The organism is Secundilactobacillus mixtipabuli (assembly GCF_002217925.1).
Classification (GTDB): Bacteria; Bacillota; Bacilli; order Lactobacillales; family Lactobacillaceae; genus Secundilactobacillus; species Secundilactobacillus mixtipabuli.
In genome coordinates, this window is record NZ_BCMF01000010.1 from 46,594 (window position 1) to 61,814 (window position 15,221).

Annotated in this window: 15 protein-coding genes; 6 read left to right on the forward strand and 9 right to left on the reverse strand. The window is 44.1% G+C overall.

Going from position 1 to position 15,221, the window contains the following annotated elements; translation table 11 throughout:
- The first annotated feature begins 41 nt into the window (after positions 1 to 41).
- A complete protein-coding gene (lepB, locus tag IWT5_RS09915; protein WP_089109796.1) occupies positions 42 to 626 on the forward strand; it encodes a signal peptidase I in 585 nt (194 codons plus the stop codon).
- A 59-nt stretch (positions 627 to 685) separates the two neighbouring features.
- On the opposite strand, the gene IWT5_RS09920 is transcribed toward lepB, so the two are convergent.
- The 3 genes from IWT5_RS09920 to IWT5_RS09930 all read right to left on the reverse strand — a co-directional run bounded on the left by IWT5_RS09920 (position 686) and on the right by IWT5_RS09930 (position 3,485).
- The gene (locus IWT5_RS09920; RefSeq protein WP_089109797.1) at positions 686 to 877 is read right to left on the reverse strand and encodes a hypothetical protein; all 192 of its coding nucleotides are present in this window, start codon (positions 875 to 877) and stop codon (positions 686 to 688) included.
- A gap of 196 nt (positions 878 to 1,073) precedes the next feature.
- Complete coding sequence (gene spxB, locus IWT5_RS09925; protein WP_089109798.1) at positions 1,074 to 2,834, reverse strand: pyruvate oxidase; 1,761 nt, start codon at positions 2,832 to 2,834, stop codon at positions 1,074 to 1,076.
- Positions 2,835 to 3,122: 288 nt separating this feature from the next.
- Positions 3,123 to 3,485 (reverse strand): iron-sulfur cluster biosynthesis family protein, encoded by a 363-nt coding sequence (locus IWT5_RS09930; protein WP_225360271.1) that lies wholly within the window; start codon positions 3,483 to 3,485, stop codon positions 3,123 to 3,125.
- 158 nt (positions 3,486 to 3,643) lie between these two features.
- On the opposite strand from IWT5_RS09930, the gene IWT5_RS09935 reads away from it, so the two are divergent.
- Positions 3,644 to 4,147 carry an acyl-CoA thioesterase gene (locus IWT5_RS09935; protein WP_089109800.1) on the forward strand — a complete coding sequence of 168 codons (504 nt, stop codon included), beginning with the start codon at positions 3,644 to 3,646 and terminating at the stop codon, positions 4,145 to 4,147.
- Positions 4,148 to 4,209: 62 nt separating this feature from the next.
- Here IWT5_RS09935 and mnmG read toward each other — a convergent pair whose 3' ends face one another.
- From mnmG to rpmH, 6 genes are all read right to left on the reverse strand, one after another.
- A complete protein-coding gene (mnmG, locus tag IWT5_RS09940) occupies positions 4,210 to 6,120 on the reverse strand; it encodes a tRNA uridine-5-carboxymethylaminomethyl(34) synthesis enzyme MnmG (protein WP_089109801.1) in 1,911 nt (636 codons plus the stop codon).
- Positions 6,121 to 6,149: 29 nt separating this feature from the next.
- Entirely contained in the window at positions 6,150 to 7,541 is a 1,392-nt protein-coding gene (mnmE, locus tag IWT5_RS09945) for a tRNA uridine-5-carboxymethylaminomethyl(34) synthesis GTPase MnmE (protein ID WP_089109802.1), read from the reverse strand.
- A 469-nt stretch (positions 7,542 to 8,010) separates the two neighbouring features.
- Positions 8,011 to 8,772: an RNA-binding cell elongation regulator Jag/EloR gene (gene jag, locus IWT5_RS09950; protein ID WP_089109803.1), complete on the reverse strand. Its 762-nt coding sequence runs from the start codon at positions 8,770 to 8,772 to the stop codon at positions 8,011 to 8,013.
- Between the two features lie 172 nt (positions 8,773 to 8,944).
- The gene (gene yidC, locus IWT5_RS09955) at positions 8,945 to 9,748 is read right to left on the reverse strand and encodes a membrane protein insertase YidC (protein ID WP_089109845.1); all 804 of its coding nucleotides are present in this window, start codon (positions 9,746 to 9,748) and stop codon (positions 8,945 to 8,947) included.
- Between the two features lie 23 nt (positions 9,749 to 9,771).
- Positions 9,772 to 10,134: a ribonuclease P protein component gene (gene rnpA / locus IWT5_RS09960; protein ID WP_089109804.1), complete on the reverse strand. Its 363-nt coding sequence runs from the start codon at positions 10,132 to 10,134 to the stop codon at positions 9,772 to 9,774.
- 75 nt (positions 10,135 to 10,209) lie between these two features.
- A complete protein-coding gene (gene rpmH / locus IWT5_RS09965; protein ID WP_054702263.1) occupies positions 10,210 to 10,344 on the reverse strand; it encodes a 50S ribosomal protein L34 in 135 nt (44 codons plus the stop codon).
- Positions 10,345 to 10,826: 482 nt separating this feature from the next.
- On the opposite strand from rpmH, the gene dnaA reads away from it, so the two are divergent.
- The 4 genes from dnaA (at position 10,827) to recF (ending at position 15,200) form a co-directional block, all read left to right on the forward strand.
- Positions 10,827 to 12,164 (forward strand): chromosomal replication initiator protein DnaA, encoded by a 1,338-nt coding sequence (gene dnaA, locus IWT5_RS09970; protein ID WP_089109805.1) that lies wholly within the window; start codon positions 10,827 to 10,829, stop codon positions 12,162 to 12,164.
- A 249-nt stretch (positions 12,165 to 12,413) separates the two neighbouring features.
- Entirely contained in the window at positions 12,414 to 13,553 is a 1,140-nt protein-coding gene (gene dnaN, locus IWT5_RS09975) for a DNA polymerase III subunit beta (protein WP_089109806.1), read from the forward strand.
- Positions 13,554 to 13,831: 278 nt separating this feature from the next.
- A complete protein-coding gene (yaaA, locus tag IWT5_RS09980) occupies positions 13,832 to 14,077 on the forward strand; it encodes a S4 domain-containing protein YaaA (protein ID WP_159459318.1) in 246 nt (81 codons plus the stop codon).
- 4 nt (positions 14,078 to 14,081) lie between these two features.
- Positions 14,082 to 15,200 (forward strand): DNA replication/repair protein RecF, encoded by a 1,119-nt coding sequence (gene recF, locus IWT5_RS09985; protein WP_089109808.1) that lies wholly within the window; start codon positions 14,082 to 14,084, stop codon positions 15,198 to 15,200.
- Positions 15,201 to 15,221: the final 21 nt, after the last annotated feature.

A 15,221-nucleotide genomic window follows, 5' to 3' on the forward strand; every position in this document is an offset into this window, starting at 1 on the left:
ACAGAGCTTGCCCCCGCACGCTCTGGAAGGGAAAGCAACGCATGAAATTCATCAAAGAAATTGTGATACCAGTCCTCATCGGTCTCCTACTTGCATTTGGTCTAAAAAGTTTTGTTTTGTCACCGGTTCGGGTAGATGGCCCATCGATGGAGCCCAACCTAACTAACAATGAACGTGTCTGGATGTTTAAACAAGCTCAAATCAAGCACCTTAGCGTTATCGTTTTTAATGCCCACGGCGCTGATCCAGAAGCCGCTCCAGGCACCGATTACGTTAAGCGGGTCATTGGCCTACCTGGCGATACTGTTTCATTTATCAACAATAAGCTTTACGTCAACGATAAAGTGGTCAATCAAAGCTTTATCAGCCACGCAGAAGCAACCACTGGTACAGGTAACCACAACTGGACGCTACAGTCATTAGCTAAGCAATATGGCTGGGGTAAACACGTAACGGTTGTCCCTAAGGGTGAATACTTTGTCTTGGGTGATCACCGAAGTGTTTCAAACGACGGTCGCTACTGGGGATTCGTTAAGAAAAGTAAAATTGCCGGCGTCGTAAAAGTACCGTTTTGGCGCGCCACAAAAACTGAACGAACCAACATCAATCAGTTGGGTTATGAATAACAATTAAAGGCTAGTGCAGATACCTGCACTAGCCTTTTTAGATACTTCAACAATTCCAATTACGAACGATGTCGTTGCTCTTTTTTAATTTTACTCGATACCCGTTGCACTTGCTGCCGTTGTCGGGACATGTCTTTTTGCTTGGCTTTGACGTAAGCCGTGTAAAATTCACCATAATCAAGTTCATGATCACTATTGGTGCCCCCAAGTACACGACGTTTTGCTTGTCCCTTACTAAACCATTTCGCCATCGTTTAATCCTCCCTGCAAGATATTTCTACCCGTATCATACCAGATTTTATCATAATAGATAGCGCGAACTCGACAAAATTTGGCCGTTATGCAGGCAAGAACTGGGTCTAGAATGAATTTATCAACGGAAATCAAAACAGCTCCGTACGATCTCAACATCGTACGGAGCTGTTAATTTAACTAAGTTAATTAAGCCTACAGTTCATCACCCTGCGCACGGAGTAACTCACCCAATGAAGGCTGCGTCTTTGGATCAATGTGGTACTTCTCTGAGTACGCCTTAACAGTGTCCGCACCGTAGAGCTTTTCATCTAATGGCATGAAGGCTGTCGCAATCGGATCATCCGGATTAATGTAAGCATTGATAACGATTGGTTTCTTGTTATCCTTGGCTTGCAGATCCTTAACCTTAGCGAAGACCTCGTCCAAATCAGCCTGATTCTTAACGGTAAAGCCGATTCCGCCAAGTCCTTCAGCAACCTTTGCCCAATCAGCATCCGTTAAATCAACCCCGTAGAAGTGCTGCTTGGATTCAGCTTGTTCATAATAGATAAAGCCAAACCGGCTGTTAGAGAAGACAACGTTGATAACAGGTAATTCATAACGCGCTTCAGTAATGATGTCTGGTGCGACCATGGCAAAACCGCCATCACCTGATAGTGACCAAGCCTGTGCATCCGGAACACTGAGCGCACCAGCCATACCACCTGGTAAACCAAAGCCCATGGTTGCAAATAAACCAGAAATCGCGAAGCGTTGATTCTTGTTCATTGGTAAGCCACGAACGCCCCATTCAGAAACGTTCCCGGTATCAACGGCGTAAGTATCATTAGGACCTGCTAATTCGGCGATCTTCTTGGTGACGGCTTCAGGATTCAAACCTCTGCTGTCGTCTGCAGCCTGTTCATCCAGCCACTTATCCCAGTTAGCCTTGTTTTCTTGGTTAGCTTTCAGCCAAGTATCAGCTGGACGGGTTTCACTAGTGGCAATCATATCGTTCAAATAGGCTTTAGCATCTGCAATGATTGCGTAATCAACATCAACCGTCTTACCAATATCGAACGCATTCGTATTGACTTGAATAATCTTGACATTCTTTGGCCAGAATTGCGCAAACGGGAATTCAGAAGCCAAGAACAAGATCAAGTCAGCATGTTGCAGCGCTTCAAATCCTGACTTAGCACCTAAACGGCCAAACGTCCCGATAAAGTTCGGGTGATCAGTTGAAATGACCCCAGTAGCTGGCACGGTATTCATGACCGGAATGTTGAACTGTTCTGAGAACTTAGTCAGCTCGTCACGGGCACCTAACAAACCACGACCAGCGTAAATCAAAGGATGCTTAGCTTCTTTGATCATCTTGACACTGTCAGAGATTGCTTTAGGATCAACAGTTTGGCTATAGTTATTAGCGACCACTTTAGGCGTCTTAGCTGGTTCGTAATCGATTTCCTTAGTGGTTAAGTCTTCTGGCAAAATCACCACAGCAACCCCGCTTTGGCGGTAAGCTTCACGAATGGCTTCGTTAATCACGTATGGAATTTGTTCCGCCGTTGTCACCGTCCGGTTATAAACTGAAACATCCTCGAACATCGGCGTTTCATCCATTTCCTGGAAGAAGTTGGTGTTCATCGTTGGCTGCGGCACTTGACCCACAATGGCCAGTACTGGTACATGGTCCATCTTAGCGTCATACAAGCCGTTGAACAGGTGAGTTGCACCAGGACCGGCTGAACCAAAAGCGACCCCAATTTTGCCGGTAAATTTAGCGTCAGCTGATGCAGCAATCGCACCAACTTCTTCATGACGAACTTGAATGTATTTAATCTTATCTTGTTCGAGGTACAAGCCTTCAACCGTGTGGTTAATAGAACCGCCAGGAATCCCATAAATATGGTCAACGTCCCAGTCTTCTAGTACCTTAACTAATGCCTGTCCTGCCATCATCTTTGTCATCTAAATCGCACTCCTCCATCAGTTTCTACTCACAATTAATATTAAAATGATGCTGATTAAATTGTTTAACATAAAAAAGTATAGAGCGCGTTTTTTCAAAAGTCACGAGATTAGCTTACTTTTTGTAAGTTAATCTTTTCACAACACTTTCATATTGCCTAAATCGGCTCCACAACTCAGATTCCGGCCATACAAGGCAAATAAACCCCGTCCCGACAAAATTCATCGGGACGGGGTTTATTTACCTTGTATTCTGGAATCTACCGCGTTGCGTCACACTCTCAAATCCTATTTTCGTTCATCCACTATTTCAACGTTTTGGTCGATTTCTTCGCTGTCATCCGCTAGAATCAAGGTCTGATATTTCGGTTGCAACTTTAAAGTCATTTGATCACTCAAAAAACGACCAGAATATGACTTAATGTACATCGGCTGCAGGTTTGTTTTAATCTCTTCATCGTAGTCGCTAAAGGGCTGGTCATCGTTGATCAATACCAGCTGAAACGAAACCTGTAAAGCAACTAATCCATGGTGGGAATAAGGACCCACACCGTCATCGTAACTTAATAAAATCCGCGTATTTTCCTTTAGATGCGGCTTAATCTTTTCAATTGCTTCTGGTGAGAGCGTTAACTGTCGTGTCATTTTCATCGCTTCTTTCCAACTATTTTGGGTTCATTATGAAAGTTACGCCCCTAAAATACAATTAATATGATTCCGATTAAAATGATAAAAATGAAACCGCTTTTATGCTGCTTGTGAATTTATGTTAGAATAGTCCTAATTATTGATCAGCGGAGGTCACAATTATGAGCGAAAATCAGTTAACATGTCACGAAACGTTAGCCTGTTCCAGTCACCGGGTGTTTAGTTCAGATTTAAATGAACACAACACAGTGTTTGGTGGCCGAATTTTATCAATGGTAGATAATACCAGCTCAATTGCGGCTTCGCGGGCAGTCCGGCAGGTTCAAGTCACCGCTACGATGGATCACATGAACTTTATCGCACCCTTTGTTATGCAGGATGCCATGCTGATTGAATCGTACGTGACCGGCACCAGCCACCGCTCACTGGAAGTCTTCGTAAAGGGTCTGGGTGAACATTTATTGACTGGGGAGCGTTTCGTGGGCTTTACCTGCTTCGTCACCTTCGTCACCGTTTCTAATCCGGCTAATCCGCCGTTGCCAGAAATCATTCCAGAAACGGATGAGGAAAAATTTCTGTGCAGTGGCTATGCGGATCGGCTAGTGGAACGGAAACGTGATCGAAACTATCAAAAGGGCTTATTTGAACATTTAAATCTAGACTAATCAAAAGGACCGACTCTTCGCTGACGTGCAAAGAGTCGGTCCTTTATTGATTTTTAGCTTAATTAATGAATTTTAGCAATTCTTCCCCGTTCGATATAGACGCTTAAAATCGCAATATCGGCTGGATTGACCCCACTGATCCGGGTTGCTTGCGCAATAGTTTCAGGACGAATCTTATCCAACTTTTGGTGAGCTTCCGTTGCTAAGCCATCAATGGCGTCAAAGTCGATATCCTCAGGAATCTTCTTGGCTTCCATTTTCTTCATTTTAGCAACGTTTTCTTCAGCTTTCTTGATGTAGCCTGCATACTTGATCCGAATTTCGATTTCCTCGATCACCCGGCGATCCAATGGCGTCTCAGGTGCTGGAATAAACCGTAAGAGATCTTTGTAGGTCACTTGTGGCCGACGTAAAAATTCAGCAGCCAGCACACCATCTTTCAGTGGTTTTTCGTTATGAGATTCAACGTAAGCATTCACTTCTGCGGATGGTTTGACCCGCACCGTATTTAAGCGGGCAATTTCATCTTCAACCGCTTGTCGTTTGGCCAAAAAGTCGTTATACCGATCATCTGAAATCAGACCTAATTCATGACCCTTAGGCGTCAACCGCAAATCAGCGTTATCATGACGTAAAATCAATCGATATTCGGCACGACTAGTCAATAGTCGATAAGGTTCATTAGTCCCCTTAGTGACTAAGTCATCGATCATCACACCAATATAGCCTTCGGAACGCTTCATCACGTAAGGTTCTTTGCCTAAGGCACGTAAACCGGCGTTAATACCAGCCATGATACCTTGCCCAGCAGCTTCCTCATACCCTGAAGTCCCGTTAGTTTGGCCAGCCGTATAAAGGTTTTTAACCAGCTTTGTTTCAAGCGTTGGCCGCAACTGGTATGGCGAAACCACGTCGTATTCAATGGCATAACCAGGCCGCATTAGCTCTGCATTTTCCAGCCCCTTGATCGAGTGCAAGATCTTTTGCTGAACTTCTTCAGGCATTGAAGTTGATAACCCCTGAACGTACCATTCATCTGTCTTTCGACCCTCTGGTTCGAGGAACAGCTGGTGTCTGCTCTTATCGGCAAACCGAACGATTTTATCCTCAATAGAAGGACAATAACGGGGGCCAACACCTTCAATGACACCGGTAAACATTGGCGCACGGTCAAGATTAGTCCGGATAATTTTATGGGTCGTTTCATTGGTATATGTCAACCAGCAGGACAATTGATTCTTGAGTGCCAGATAATTTTCGTCTGGTGTTTCATAGCTAAAGTGGTTGGGTTCTTTATCACCTGGCTGTTCTTGGGTTTCGCCATAATTGATTGTATTGCCATCAACTCGTGGCGGCGTCCCCGTCTTAAACCGCTTGAGCTCTAAGCCGTATTTTTCGAGGTTCTTAGTCAGTTTCATCGCTGGCTGGGAATTGTTAGGACCCGATGAATACATGAGCTCACCAATGATAATTTTGCCTCGTGCAGCCGTTCCAGCAGCAATCACCACAGTCTTAGCACTGTAATGAGCCCCTGTATTGGTAATCACACCCTTGCAGACACCATCTTCAACGATTAAATCATCGACGATCCCTTGTCGCAACGTTAGATTAGGTTCTTTTTCCAAGGTATGTTTCATTTCAGCGTGGTAGGCGTGCTTATCAGCTTGAGCCCGTAATGCTCGAACAGCTGGCCCTTTACCCGTATTAAGCATCCGCATTTGGACGTACGTTTTATCAATGTTGCGTGCCATTTCGCCACCCAGTGCATCGATTTCGCGCACAACGATCCCCTTAGCTGGTCCACCGACTGATGGATTACATGGCATAAAGGCCACCATATCTAAGTTGATCGTCATTAATAAGGTTTTGTTTCCCATCCGTGCAGCTGCCAGTGCTGCTTCTACGCCGGCATGGCCGGCACCAACGACAATGACGTCAAAGTCTTGTCCTTGATAGGCTTGAATCTCAGGCATGTTGTTTCCTCCTAAATAAATTCTCTTGTTTACTTACCGACACAAAATTGACTGAAAAGCTGATCCAGCAACTCATCTTGATAGCTGTCACCGGTAATTTCACCCAGTTTATTCCAGCACCGCGTCATGTCGATTTGGACTAAATCAACTGGCATCCCCGCTGCAATACCACTCATAACGTCATCTAGCGCCTGACTGGCCTGCTTCAGCAAACCAATGTGGCGGGCGTTAGTGACCATCACGTTTCCACGACCAGTTTCAATCCCTTCATCGAAGAACAAGTGGCTGATTTCGCCTTCTAATTGATCAATACCTTGATTTTTAGTCATCGAAGCTTGAATAATCTTGGTGCCATTAGCCAATTGATTTAATTCAGTCATTTCCAGCTTAATGGGTAAATCGGTCTTGTTTAAAATAATGATCCGCTTTTCATCGGCAGTATCCTGTAATAATTGACGGTCTTCTGCGGTAAGGGGTTCACTGGCATTCAACACCAGTACCACCAAATCTGCCGCAGCGATTGCTTGCTTGGAACGTTCGACACCGATCTTTTCAACTTTATCATCCGTATGATGAATACCGGCTGTATCGACCAGTTTCAAAGGCACGCCGCCAACGTTGACGTATTCTTCAATGACGTCTCGAGTAGTTCCGGCAACATCGGTCACAATGGCCTTGTCTTCATGAAGCAGTTCGTTCAGCAAACTAGACTTACCGACGTTTGGCCGCCCAACGATTGCCGTTGCCAGACCATCTCGCAAGACCTTTCCTTGCTTAGCTGTTTTAAGTAGCTGACCAATTGAAGCTTTAACTTCTTTGGCCTTTTCCAGTAATAATTTGGTCGTCATGGTTTCAACGTCATCGTATTCTGGATAATCAATATTGACCTCAACCTGTGCCAAAACTTCCAAAATATCCTGACGCAGGTTTTTAATCAGCCGGGAAAGATTACCATCCAGCTGGTTCAAAGCCACCTTCATGGAACGGTCCGTTTTGGCACGAATCAGATCCATCACCGCTTCAGCTTGGCTTAAATCGATCCGGCCGTTGAGGAAGGCCCGCTTGGTAAATTCACCAGGTTCGGCTAACCGCGCACCTTGACTAATGACAAGCTGCAAAATTTCATTGGTAGCAACCAACCCACCGTGACAGTTGATCTCAAGCACATCTTCACGCGTATAAGTTCGCGGTGCCCGCATAACGGAAACCATCACTTCATCCACTTCCGACTGCGTCTCAGGATCAATGATATGGCCGTAATTAATTGTGTGGCTTTTCACCTTATCTAATGCTTTACCTTTAAATAACGGCATAACCGCTTCAAAAGCATGATCGCCACTCACCCGAATAATTGAGATACCACCTTCACCAGGCGGCGTTGCAACGGCCGCAATGGTGTCAAATTCACTTGTCGTCGTCATGTTTATCCCTCCATTGATTAATTGTTCATATTTTCACGCACAAAAAAAGTGCCCACTCCATGCCCCTAACAGCATGGATAAAGCACTTTGACTACTTTATCTATTTAAGATAAGAATGATTAAGTATCATAATAGACTGGAATGCGGGGAGTGTCAAGAACAAGGTGCGGAAACGAGCGTTAAGATAGCGGAGTGTAAGGTACTATCAGTATAGGTGCGCCGTACTTTGGCGTGCCTGTGCTGGTAGTACCTTACATGCAGCTGTCTGCTCGTTGTAGCCTGATTAGGCTGAGTAAAATTAGATCGCCTAACTGGCCAACCTTTCACACATCCAGCTCCCCGTTTACCCAGCCCAAACTGGCTTCAAAAAGCAGGGAGTTGCACGTAAGGGAGTCACGGCATAAACCCAAGCCCACAGTTTACACCGTGACTCCCTTACGCTCCACTCCCTAACCGCTTTTTTACGCACCTATCTTAACGTAATCACCACCGCCCGCTTCGGCTCCGTTCCTGCCGAATAGGTCATGACATGTTCATTATCCGCTAAAACACTATGGATCTGCTTCCGTTCAAACGATGGCATTGGATCTAGATAAACTGGTTTTCCCGTTGCCACCACTTCGCGGGCCATATTTTCAGCTAGTCGTGTCAACGTTTCGACCCGGCGCTCACGGTAGTTAGCAACGTCCAATGTCACTTCAAGTTTGGAGAACCGTTTATGATTTAAATAAACCTGTGCCAAGCTCTGCAGTGCGTTGATCGTTCGGCCATGCTTACCAATCAGCAGCCCCTCTTGTTCAGTTTCAAAATTCAAGTTGACGTGTCTGTGCTGAACGACAACCTGACTGGTGGCTTCAATGCCTAATTGTTTAATAATTTCACTTAAATACTGATTGAGTTCGCTGGCTACCTGCTGATATTCAGCTTGTCGGTTAGCCGTTGGTTCCTCAGTGGTTGCGACATCCTGGGTCGATCCACTGTCAGTTTCAGTTTCTGACTCTGGTCGGTTATTCGATGCTTTAACTGACGAATCAGTCGTTTCCACTGCTTCTTCTGGCTTGCTGGTAACAGCCGGCTTAACCTCAACCTTTGCCTTTCGGGCACCAATACCAAAAAAACCTTTACGCGGTTTCGTTAATATGGTCACCTCCACTTGAGATTTATCGAGCTGAAGTTGTTGAAGTGCTGTTTGAATAGCACCTTCAACGGTCTCGCTGGTGTATAACGTCATGACTGTCTTCTCCCTTCAATAAACTGCTTAACTTATAGTATAGCATGCGAGGGGCTTGCATTTAGTCGCTTTTGCAAAAGGTAATATTACAAATATTAAGCACCAAAAAAACCTCAGGGCAGCCAATGCCGTCCTGAGGTGATTTAATTTGCTTTAAAATTAGACTGCTAAATTACTTACGACGGCTTTGTTTAGCACGCCGGACAGCCTTTTTAACCTGCCGTTCGTGTTCCCGTTTTTCCCGGAGTTTTGCTTCCCGTTCGCGACGGATCTTCCAAGGATTTTGAATAACCAAGGTTTGACCCACTTGGAACGCGTTGGTAATTACCCAGTAAAGCGAAAGTGCACTTGGCAAGCTTAACGCGGTGATAAAGATAATCACAGGTGTGCTTATCGTCATCATAGTTGTCATGGAATTAGACTCCGGTTGACCTTTCATCATGAGCCATGAACTTAAGAAGGTAAAGATTGCTGCTAGAATTGGCAAGATCAAATAAGGATCTCTTGCTCCTAGTTGCAACCATAAGAAGTGACCTGACCGTAAAACGTCGGTCCGAAAAATAGCTTGGTACAGTGCCCAGATAATTGGCAGTTGCACAACCATTGGTAAACATCCAGCAACCGGATTAACGCCCGCTTCGCTATAGAGCTTTTGCTGCTCTTCACGCAATTTGGCCATTGTTTCTTGGTCACGAGATGAATACTTCTTTTGCAACGCCTTTAACTGTGGCTGGATTTCTTGCGTCTTACGCATACTCCGTGTTTGGAAAATCATTAATGGTAAAATGACGATCCGCACGATGATGGTAAAGACGATAATCCCCATACCATACCCACCAAAAGCGTGGGCTAACCAAATAATGGCCCGAGAGAAGTTTAATAGAACAACCCCATCCCAAAACCCTGTGCTATGTTCAGTAATTGGCTGATTACCACAAGCTGTCAGTAAAACGGACAGGCCAACGATTCCAAACATAGTGATAAATCGTTTTAATTTTTTCACTGGTCTTCCTCGCTATAATCATTATCAAGCAATTTTGCAAGCTTCAAAACGTGAATCAAGTGGGTCTTGATCTCAGCCATTGGCATTTCTGAAGTTGATGGTCTAGCAATGACCAAGAAATCGACATCCTGTTTCAAATAGGGTTTCAGCTCAGTGAGCGACTGCCGAATACGGCGTTTGACCCAATTCCGATGGACAGCATTACCAATTTTTTTACCTACTGAAATACCAACTCGAAAATGCGGCTGATCTTTTCGGTCCATCCGGTAGACCACAAATTGACGATTAGCTACTGATTGACGAGCCTCGAAGACCTCTTGAAACTCCGCTTCTTTTTTAACGCGGTAAGATTTTCGCATATTGCATCTCCAAAACGTCCGCTTAAACTATTTTTACCAAATATAAAAATAAAAGACCACTGATTGGTCAGTGGTCTATGCAGACAATACTTTTCTACCTTTTTGACGTCGACGTGCTAAAACCTTACGGCCGTTGCTCGTACTCATCCGCTTACGGAAACCGTGCACGCGTGAGCGATGACGTTTCTTAGGTTGATATGTGCGCTTCATAAAACTTACACCTCCTGATCCTCAGGCATGAAGCCATTATTTACATCTCTAAATGCATTTCTAAAATATAATAGCATATCTAGCGCCAACATCAAAGACTAAATTTAAAAAAGAACCACTTTTTTGTCCTAAAAAAAATTTGTTTCATGATTTAGGGGTGTGGATAACCTGTTAATTTTAGATTTGATTTTAGGCCTTTTTAACAGAGTTATCCACTAGTCCACAGGCTGTGGTTTCTCGAACTTTTTGCCCTGTTAATTCTGGGGACGAACTTGTGAAACACTTGATATAACAGCATTTGTTTTACACAGGTGCCTGTGGATAAAAATGTTTCACAACACTTTTTAAAAAGTTATGAACAGCCTTGTGGAAAACTTTATACCTGCCTGTGAAACAATTATCCACAAGTTAAAAAGGCTGTGGAAAACTTTTTTCCTGCATGCTAAACTTAATTTATCAATTTAATACGGGGAGGAAGAAAAGTGCTTGATTTAGACACTCTTTGGGGTGAAATCAAAGACGGTTTCCAACAGAAAATCGCCCCTACTGCATTTAAAACGTGGATCTCATCTGCAGAGCCCGTTAAGTTAACAAACAATCGTCTGACAATCAAGCTACCATCTGAGCTACATCGTGATTATTGGCAACGCAACCTAACTCAACCGTTAGTTGAACTGGCCTATGAATATGCCCAAGAGGATATTCAGCCAGTTTTTATTGTGGCTGATGAAGACGACAGCAGCTCTCAGGTATCCACACTTGCACACCCCGCGACAGCCTCTGCGCCATTTAGTCAAAGCGCTAAACTGAATCCTAAATATACCTTTGATACGTTTGTTATTGGTAAGGGAAATCAGATGGCTCATGCTGCTGCGCTGGTTGTTTCCGAGGAACCTGGCGTGATGTATAACCCATTATTCTTCTATGGGGGTGTAGGCCTAGGCAAGACCCACTTAATGCACGCCATTGGTAACAAGATGTTAGCCGATGATCCGAATACTAAGGTAAAATACGTGACTAGTGAGGCGTTTACCAACGACTTCATTACAGCGATTCAGTCGAAGACTCAAGATCAATTCCGTGAGGAGTACCGCAGCGTCGACTTACTGTTAGTTGATGATATTCAGTTCTTTGCTGATAAGGAAGGGACTCAAGAAGAATTCTTCCATACTTTTAACGATCTTCATGATGATGGTAAGCAAATCGTCCTGACTTCTGATCGGCTGCCAAACGAGATTCCAAAGTTGCAAGATCGTTTAGTTTCCCGCTTTGCCTGGGGCTTATCCGTCGATATTACCCCGCCTGATTTGGAAACCCGGATCGCCATTTTGCGGAATAAGGCTGAGGCTGATAACATCGCCATTCCCGATGAAACTTTAAGTTATATCGCCAGTCGAATCGACTCCAACGTGCGTGAACTTGAAGGTGCTTTAGCACGGGTTCACGCCTATTCCAAGATGGTTCACCAGCCCATCACGACTGAACTGGTCGCCAGCTCATTAAAGAGTCTAAAACTAGATCGGCGTTCTAGTGAGCTCACGATTCCGCTAATTCAGGAAAAAGTCGCTAAGTATTATCACGTTTCATTAACCGACTTAAAGGGTAAAAAGCGGATGAAGACCATTGTGATGCCCCGTCAAATCGCCATGTACCTATCTCGTGAGCTCACCGATAGTTCACTACCAAAGATTGGTAACGAATTTGGTGGTAAAGATCACACAACAGTTATTCATGCTTACGATAAGATCGCTGATGCGCTAAAAACGGACAGTGACCTGCAAGCTGAAATCACGAATCTCAAAACCGAAATTGAAAGGTAGTCCTAGCCAGCAAAAGTAATCGATTTGATTTAATTCTCAAGTCGGCTACTTTTTTTACTGATACGAATAGGCTATGATGGATAAGACTTCGAAAGTGAGAGATGTGGAAAACTCAAAAAGTTATGCACAAGTTATCCACATGTGCATAACTTACAATTGCCGAGTGTTTCTTAAACTTATCCACAGTATCCACCGCCCTACTATTACTATTCTTTTTATTTATATTATGGATTATAAGGAGTACCGATTATGAAATTTACAATTAACCGTGCAGCGTTCATCAAAGAACTCAATAATGTGCAACGTGCAATTTCTTCTAAAACGACCATTCCAATACTGACGGGTCTGAAATTATCCGCTGACGAGTCTGGTTTAACCTTAACGGGTTCCGATGCTGATATTTCCATTGAAACGTTGATTCATGCAGATAACCCTGACAATCAGCTGGCCATTCAAAATCCAGGTGCCATTGTGTTACCAGCTCGTTTCTTCAGTGATATTGTTAAACGATTACCCGAAGACAACATGACGTTAGACGTCACCGAAGGCTTTCAAACTGAAATTACTTCTGGTTCAGCTTCGTTTACCATCAACGGTTTGGATGCCAACAATTATCCGCATTTGCCTGAAATTGACGCCAGTGACCAAATCACATTAACCGGTGACGTTTTTCGGGAATTGATCAATCAAACGGTTATTGCCGTTTCCAACCAGGAAAGTCGGCCGATCTTAACCGGGGTCCACTTTACGTTAGTTGATAATCAGCTGCTTGCCGTTGCTACCGATAGTCACCGATTGAGTCAGCGTAAGATTGAGTTGCCATCCGCCGCTTCAGCCACTTATGACGTCATCATTCCTGGTAAGAGTTTAACGGAATTGGCACGGATGATCGGCGATGATAATCCGGATGTCGAGATGCGTTTATCAGAGAACCAAGTGCTGTTTACCATTGGTGACACGATGTTTTATTCTCGATTACTGGAAGGTAACTACCCAGATACTTCACGGCTGATTCCAAACGAATCCACAACCAGCGCCGAATTTGACGCTAAAGGTTTACTTTCAGCTATTGAACGGGCCTCACTGTTATCACATGAATCACGGAACAACGTGGTTAAGCTGACCCTTGACCCAGCCAATAGCCAAGCCAAGATTTTTGGCAACTCTCCTGATGTTGGGAACGTTGAAGAAGCGTTGACACCAAGTGAAATGACTGGCGACGAACTGGAAATTTCCTTCAACCCTGATTACATGAAGGACGCCCTTCGTTCATTCGGTGCGGCAGTTATCGCAATTGCCTTTACTTCACCATTGCGACCATTTACCCTGGTTCCAACGGAAGATAAGGAAAACTTCATCCAGCTGATCACACCAGTTAGAACCTTTTAATTTAAAAATTAAGCAAAACGGCACGTCAGTTTTTAAACTGACGTGCCGTTTTTTGTGCCAACGGTCCGTTACGTCCATTTTTCACGGTTTTTGAATGAAAATAACGAAAATTATCCTCTTTTCGGCCTATTTTCCACAAAAACGTTATTTTTAAGCTCTAAGCGTTTTTAACCGGATTATGGCAAAAGGCCTTATGAATATCGAAAACCGCTTAAACCGCTCTAAATGAAAGTGAAACTATACTTTTACCCCCAAAAAGCGTATAATTATAAGAGAAAATGAAGGTGGGTGAAGCCGTGAAAAAGGAAGTTTTCATTGAACCACCCTTTATCACCTTAGGCCAGTTGCTCAAAGAAGAAGCAATTGTCAGCTCAGGTGGTCAAGCAAAGTGGTACTTAAAGGAACATGCGGTTAATGTTAATGATGAGCCGGATGATCGGCGCGGACGAAAACTATATCCAGGAGATACGGTCGATGTCAGAGATGTCGGGCTGTTTTTTATTCGCTTAAAACAGGCTGAATAAGCTTATGAAACTAGAAGAATTAAGGCTGCATAATTTTCGCAACTATGAGGATTTGACAGTGACTTTTGGCCCGGGTGTGAACGTCTTAATTGGCGAGAATGCTCAGGGTAAAACGAACCTGCTGGAGGCCATTTACTTTTTGGCGTTGGCACGCAGTCACCGAACCAGTAATGATCGTGAGCTAATCGGCTGGCAGGCCGAAACAGCACAGGTGTTAGGTCGCGTTCAAAAGCATAGCGGAATTACGCCGCTTGAACTTGATCTGTCGAAACATGGTAAAAAGGCCAAAGTGAATCATTTGGAACAGGCTAAATTATCAGGTTATGTCGGTCAGCTGAACGTGATTTTATTTGCGCCAGAGGATCTAAACTTGGTCAAAGGTGCACCGCAAGTCCGCCGTCGCTTTATGGACATGGAATTTGGTCAAATGAGTCATAAGTATTTATACAATACGACTCAGTACCGCACGATTCTCAAACAGAGGAATCGCTATCTCAAAGAATTGGGCAGCAAGAAGCAATCGGATATGGTGCTTTTAGACGTGCTTTCCGATCAGCTGGCAGCCTATGGTTCAGAGATCATTAGTGCGCGGGTGACGTTACTAAAACGGCTGGAAGTTTGGGCAGCTCAGATTCATCAGGAAATTTCTCAGCAAAGAGAAAAGTTATCGTTCCATTATGAAACGAGTGTTGCTGATGATGATTTGGTTGATACACAGCATGTTTATGATGCACTCAAACAACTGTATCAGCAGCGCCGTGATAAGGAACTCTTCCAGCGAACGACACTTATTGGGCCGCACCGGGACGACTTGAAGTTTTTGGTGAACGATAAGGATGTTTCGAGTTTTGGATCTCAGGGGCAGCAGCGGACAACGGCGCTTAGTGTCAAGTTAGCTGAAATTGATCTGATGCATGAACAGACTGGTGAGTATCCAGTCTTACTGCTAGATGATGTCCTGTCGGAGTTAGACGATAACCGGCAGACTCATTTGTTAACTGCGATTCAAGATAAGGTTCAGACCTTTTTAACCACGACTAGTTTAAGTGGTGTGGCGCAAAAATTAATCAACCAACCAACAGTATTTAGAATCAGCAATGGTGAAATCCAGGCTGATCATTAGTTAACTCAGGGAATTGTAGTG

Coding starts and splice junctions, on each gene's coding strand:
- yaaA (WP_159459318.1), top strand. CDS start 13,832: ATGAAGGTGGGTGAAGCCGTGAAAAAGGAAGTTTTCATTGAACCACCC.
- lepB (WP_089109796.1), top strand. CDS start 42: ATGAAATTCATCAAAGAAATTGTGATACCAGTCCTCATCGGTCTCCTA.
- IWT5_RS09920 (WP_089109797.1), bottom strand. CDS start 877: ATGGCGAAATGGTTTAGTAAGGGACAAGCAAAACGTCGTGTACTTGGG.
- rpmH (WP_054702263.1), bottom strand. CDS start 10,344: ATGAAGCGCACATATCAACCTAAGAAACGTCATCGCTCACGCGTGCAC.
- spxB (WP_089109798.1), bottom strand. CDS start 2,834: ATGACAAAGATGATGGCAGGACAGGCATTAGTTAAGGTACTAGAAGAC.
- dnaN (WP_089109806.1), top strand. CDS start 12,414: ATGAAATTTACAATTAACCGTGCAGCGTTCATCAAAGAACTCAATAAT.
- IWT5_RS09930 (WP_225360271.1), bottom strand. CDS start 3,485: ATGAAAATGACACGACAGTTAACGCTCTCACCAGAAGCAATTGAAAAG.
- IWT5_RS09935 (WP_089109800.1), top strand. CDS start 3,644: ATGAGCGAAAATCAGTTAACATGTCACGAAACGTTAGCCTGTTCCAGT.
- recF (WP_089109808.1), top strand. CDS start 14,082: ATGAAACTAGAAGAATTAAGGCTGCATAATTTTCGCAACTATGAGGAT.
- rnpA (WP_089109804.1), bottom strand. CDS start 10,134: ATGCGAAAATCTTACCGCGTTAAAAAAGAAGCGGAGTTTCAAGAGGTC.
- jag (WP_089109803.1), bottom strand. CDS start 8,772: ATGACGTTATACACCAGCGAGACCGTTGAAGGTGCTATTCAAACAGCA.
- mnmG (WP_089109801.1), bottom strand. CDS start 6,120: ATGCCTGAGATTCAAGCCTATCAAGGACAAGACTTTGACGTCATTGTC.
- yidC (WP_089109845.1), bottom strand. CDS start 9,748: ATGTTTGGAATCGTTGGCCTGTCCGTTTTACTGACAGCTTGTGGTAAT.
- mnmE (WP_089109802.1), bottom strand. CDS start 7,541: ATGACGACGACAAGTGAATTTGACACCATTGCGGCCGTTGCAACGCCG.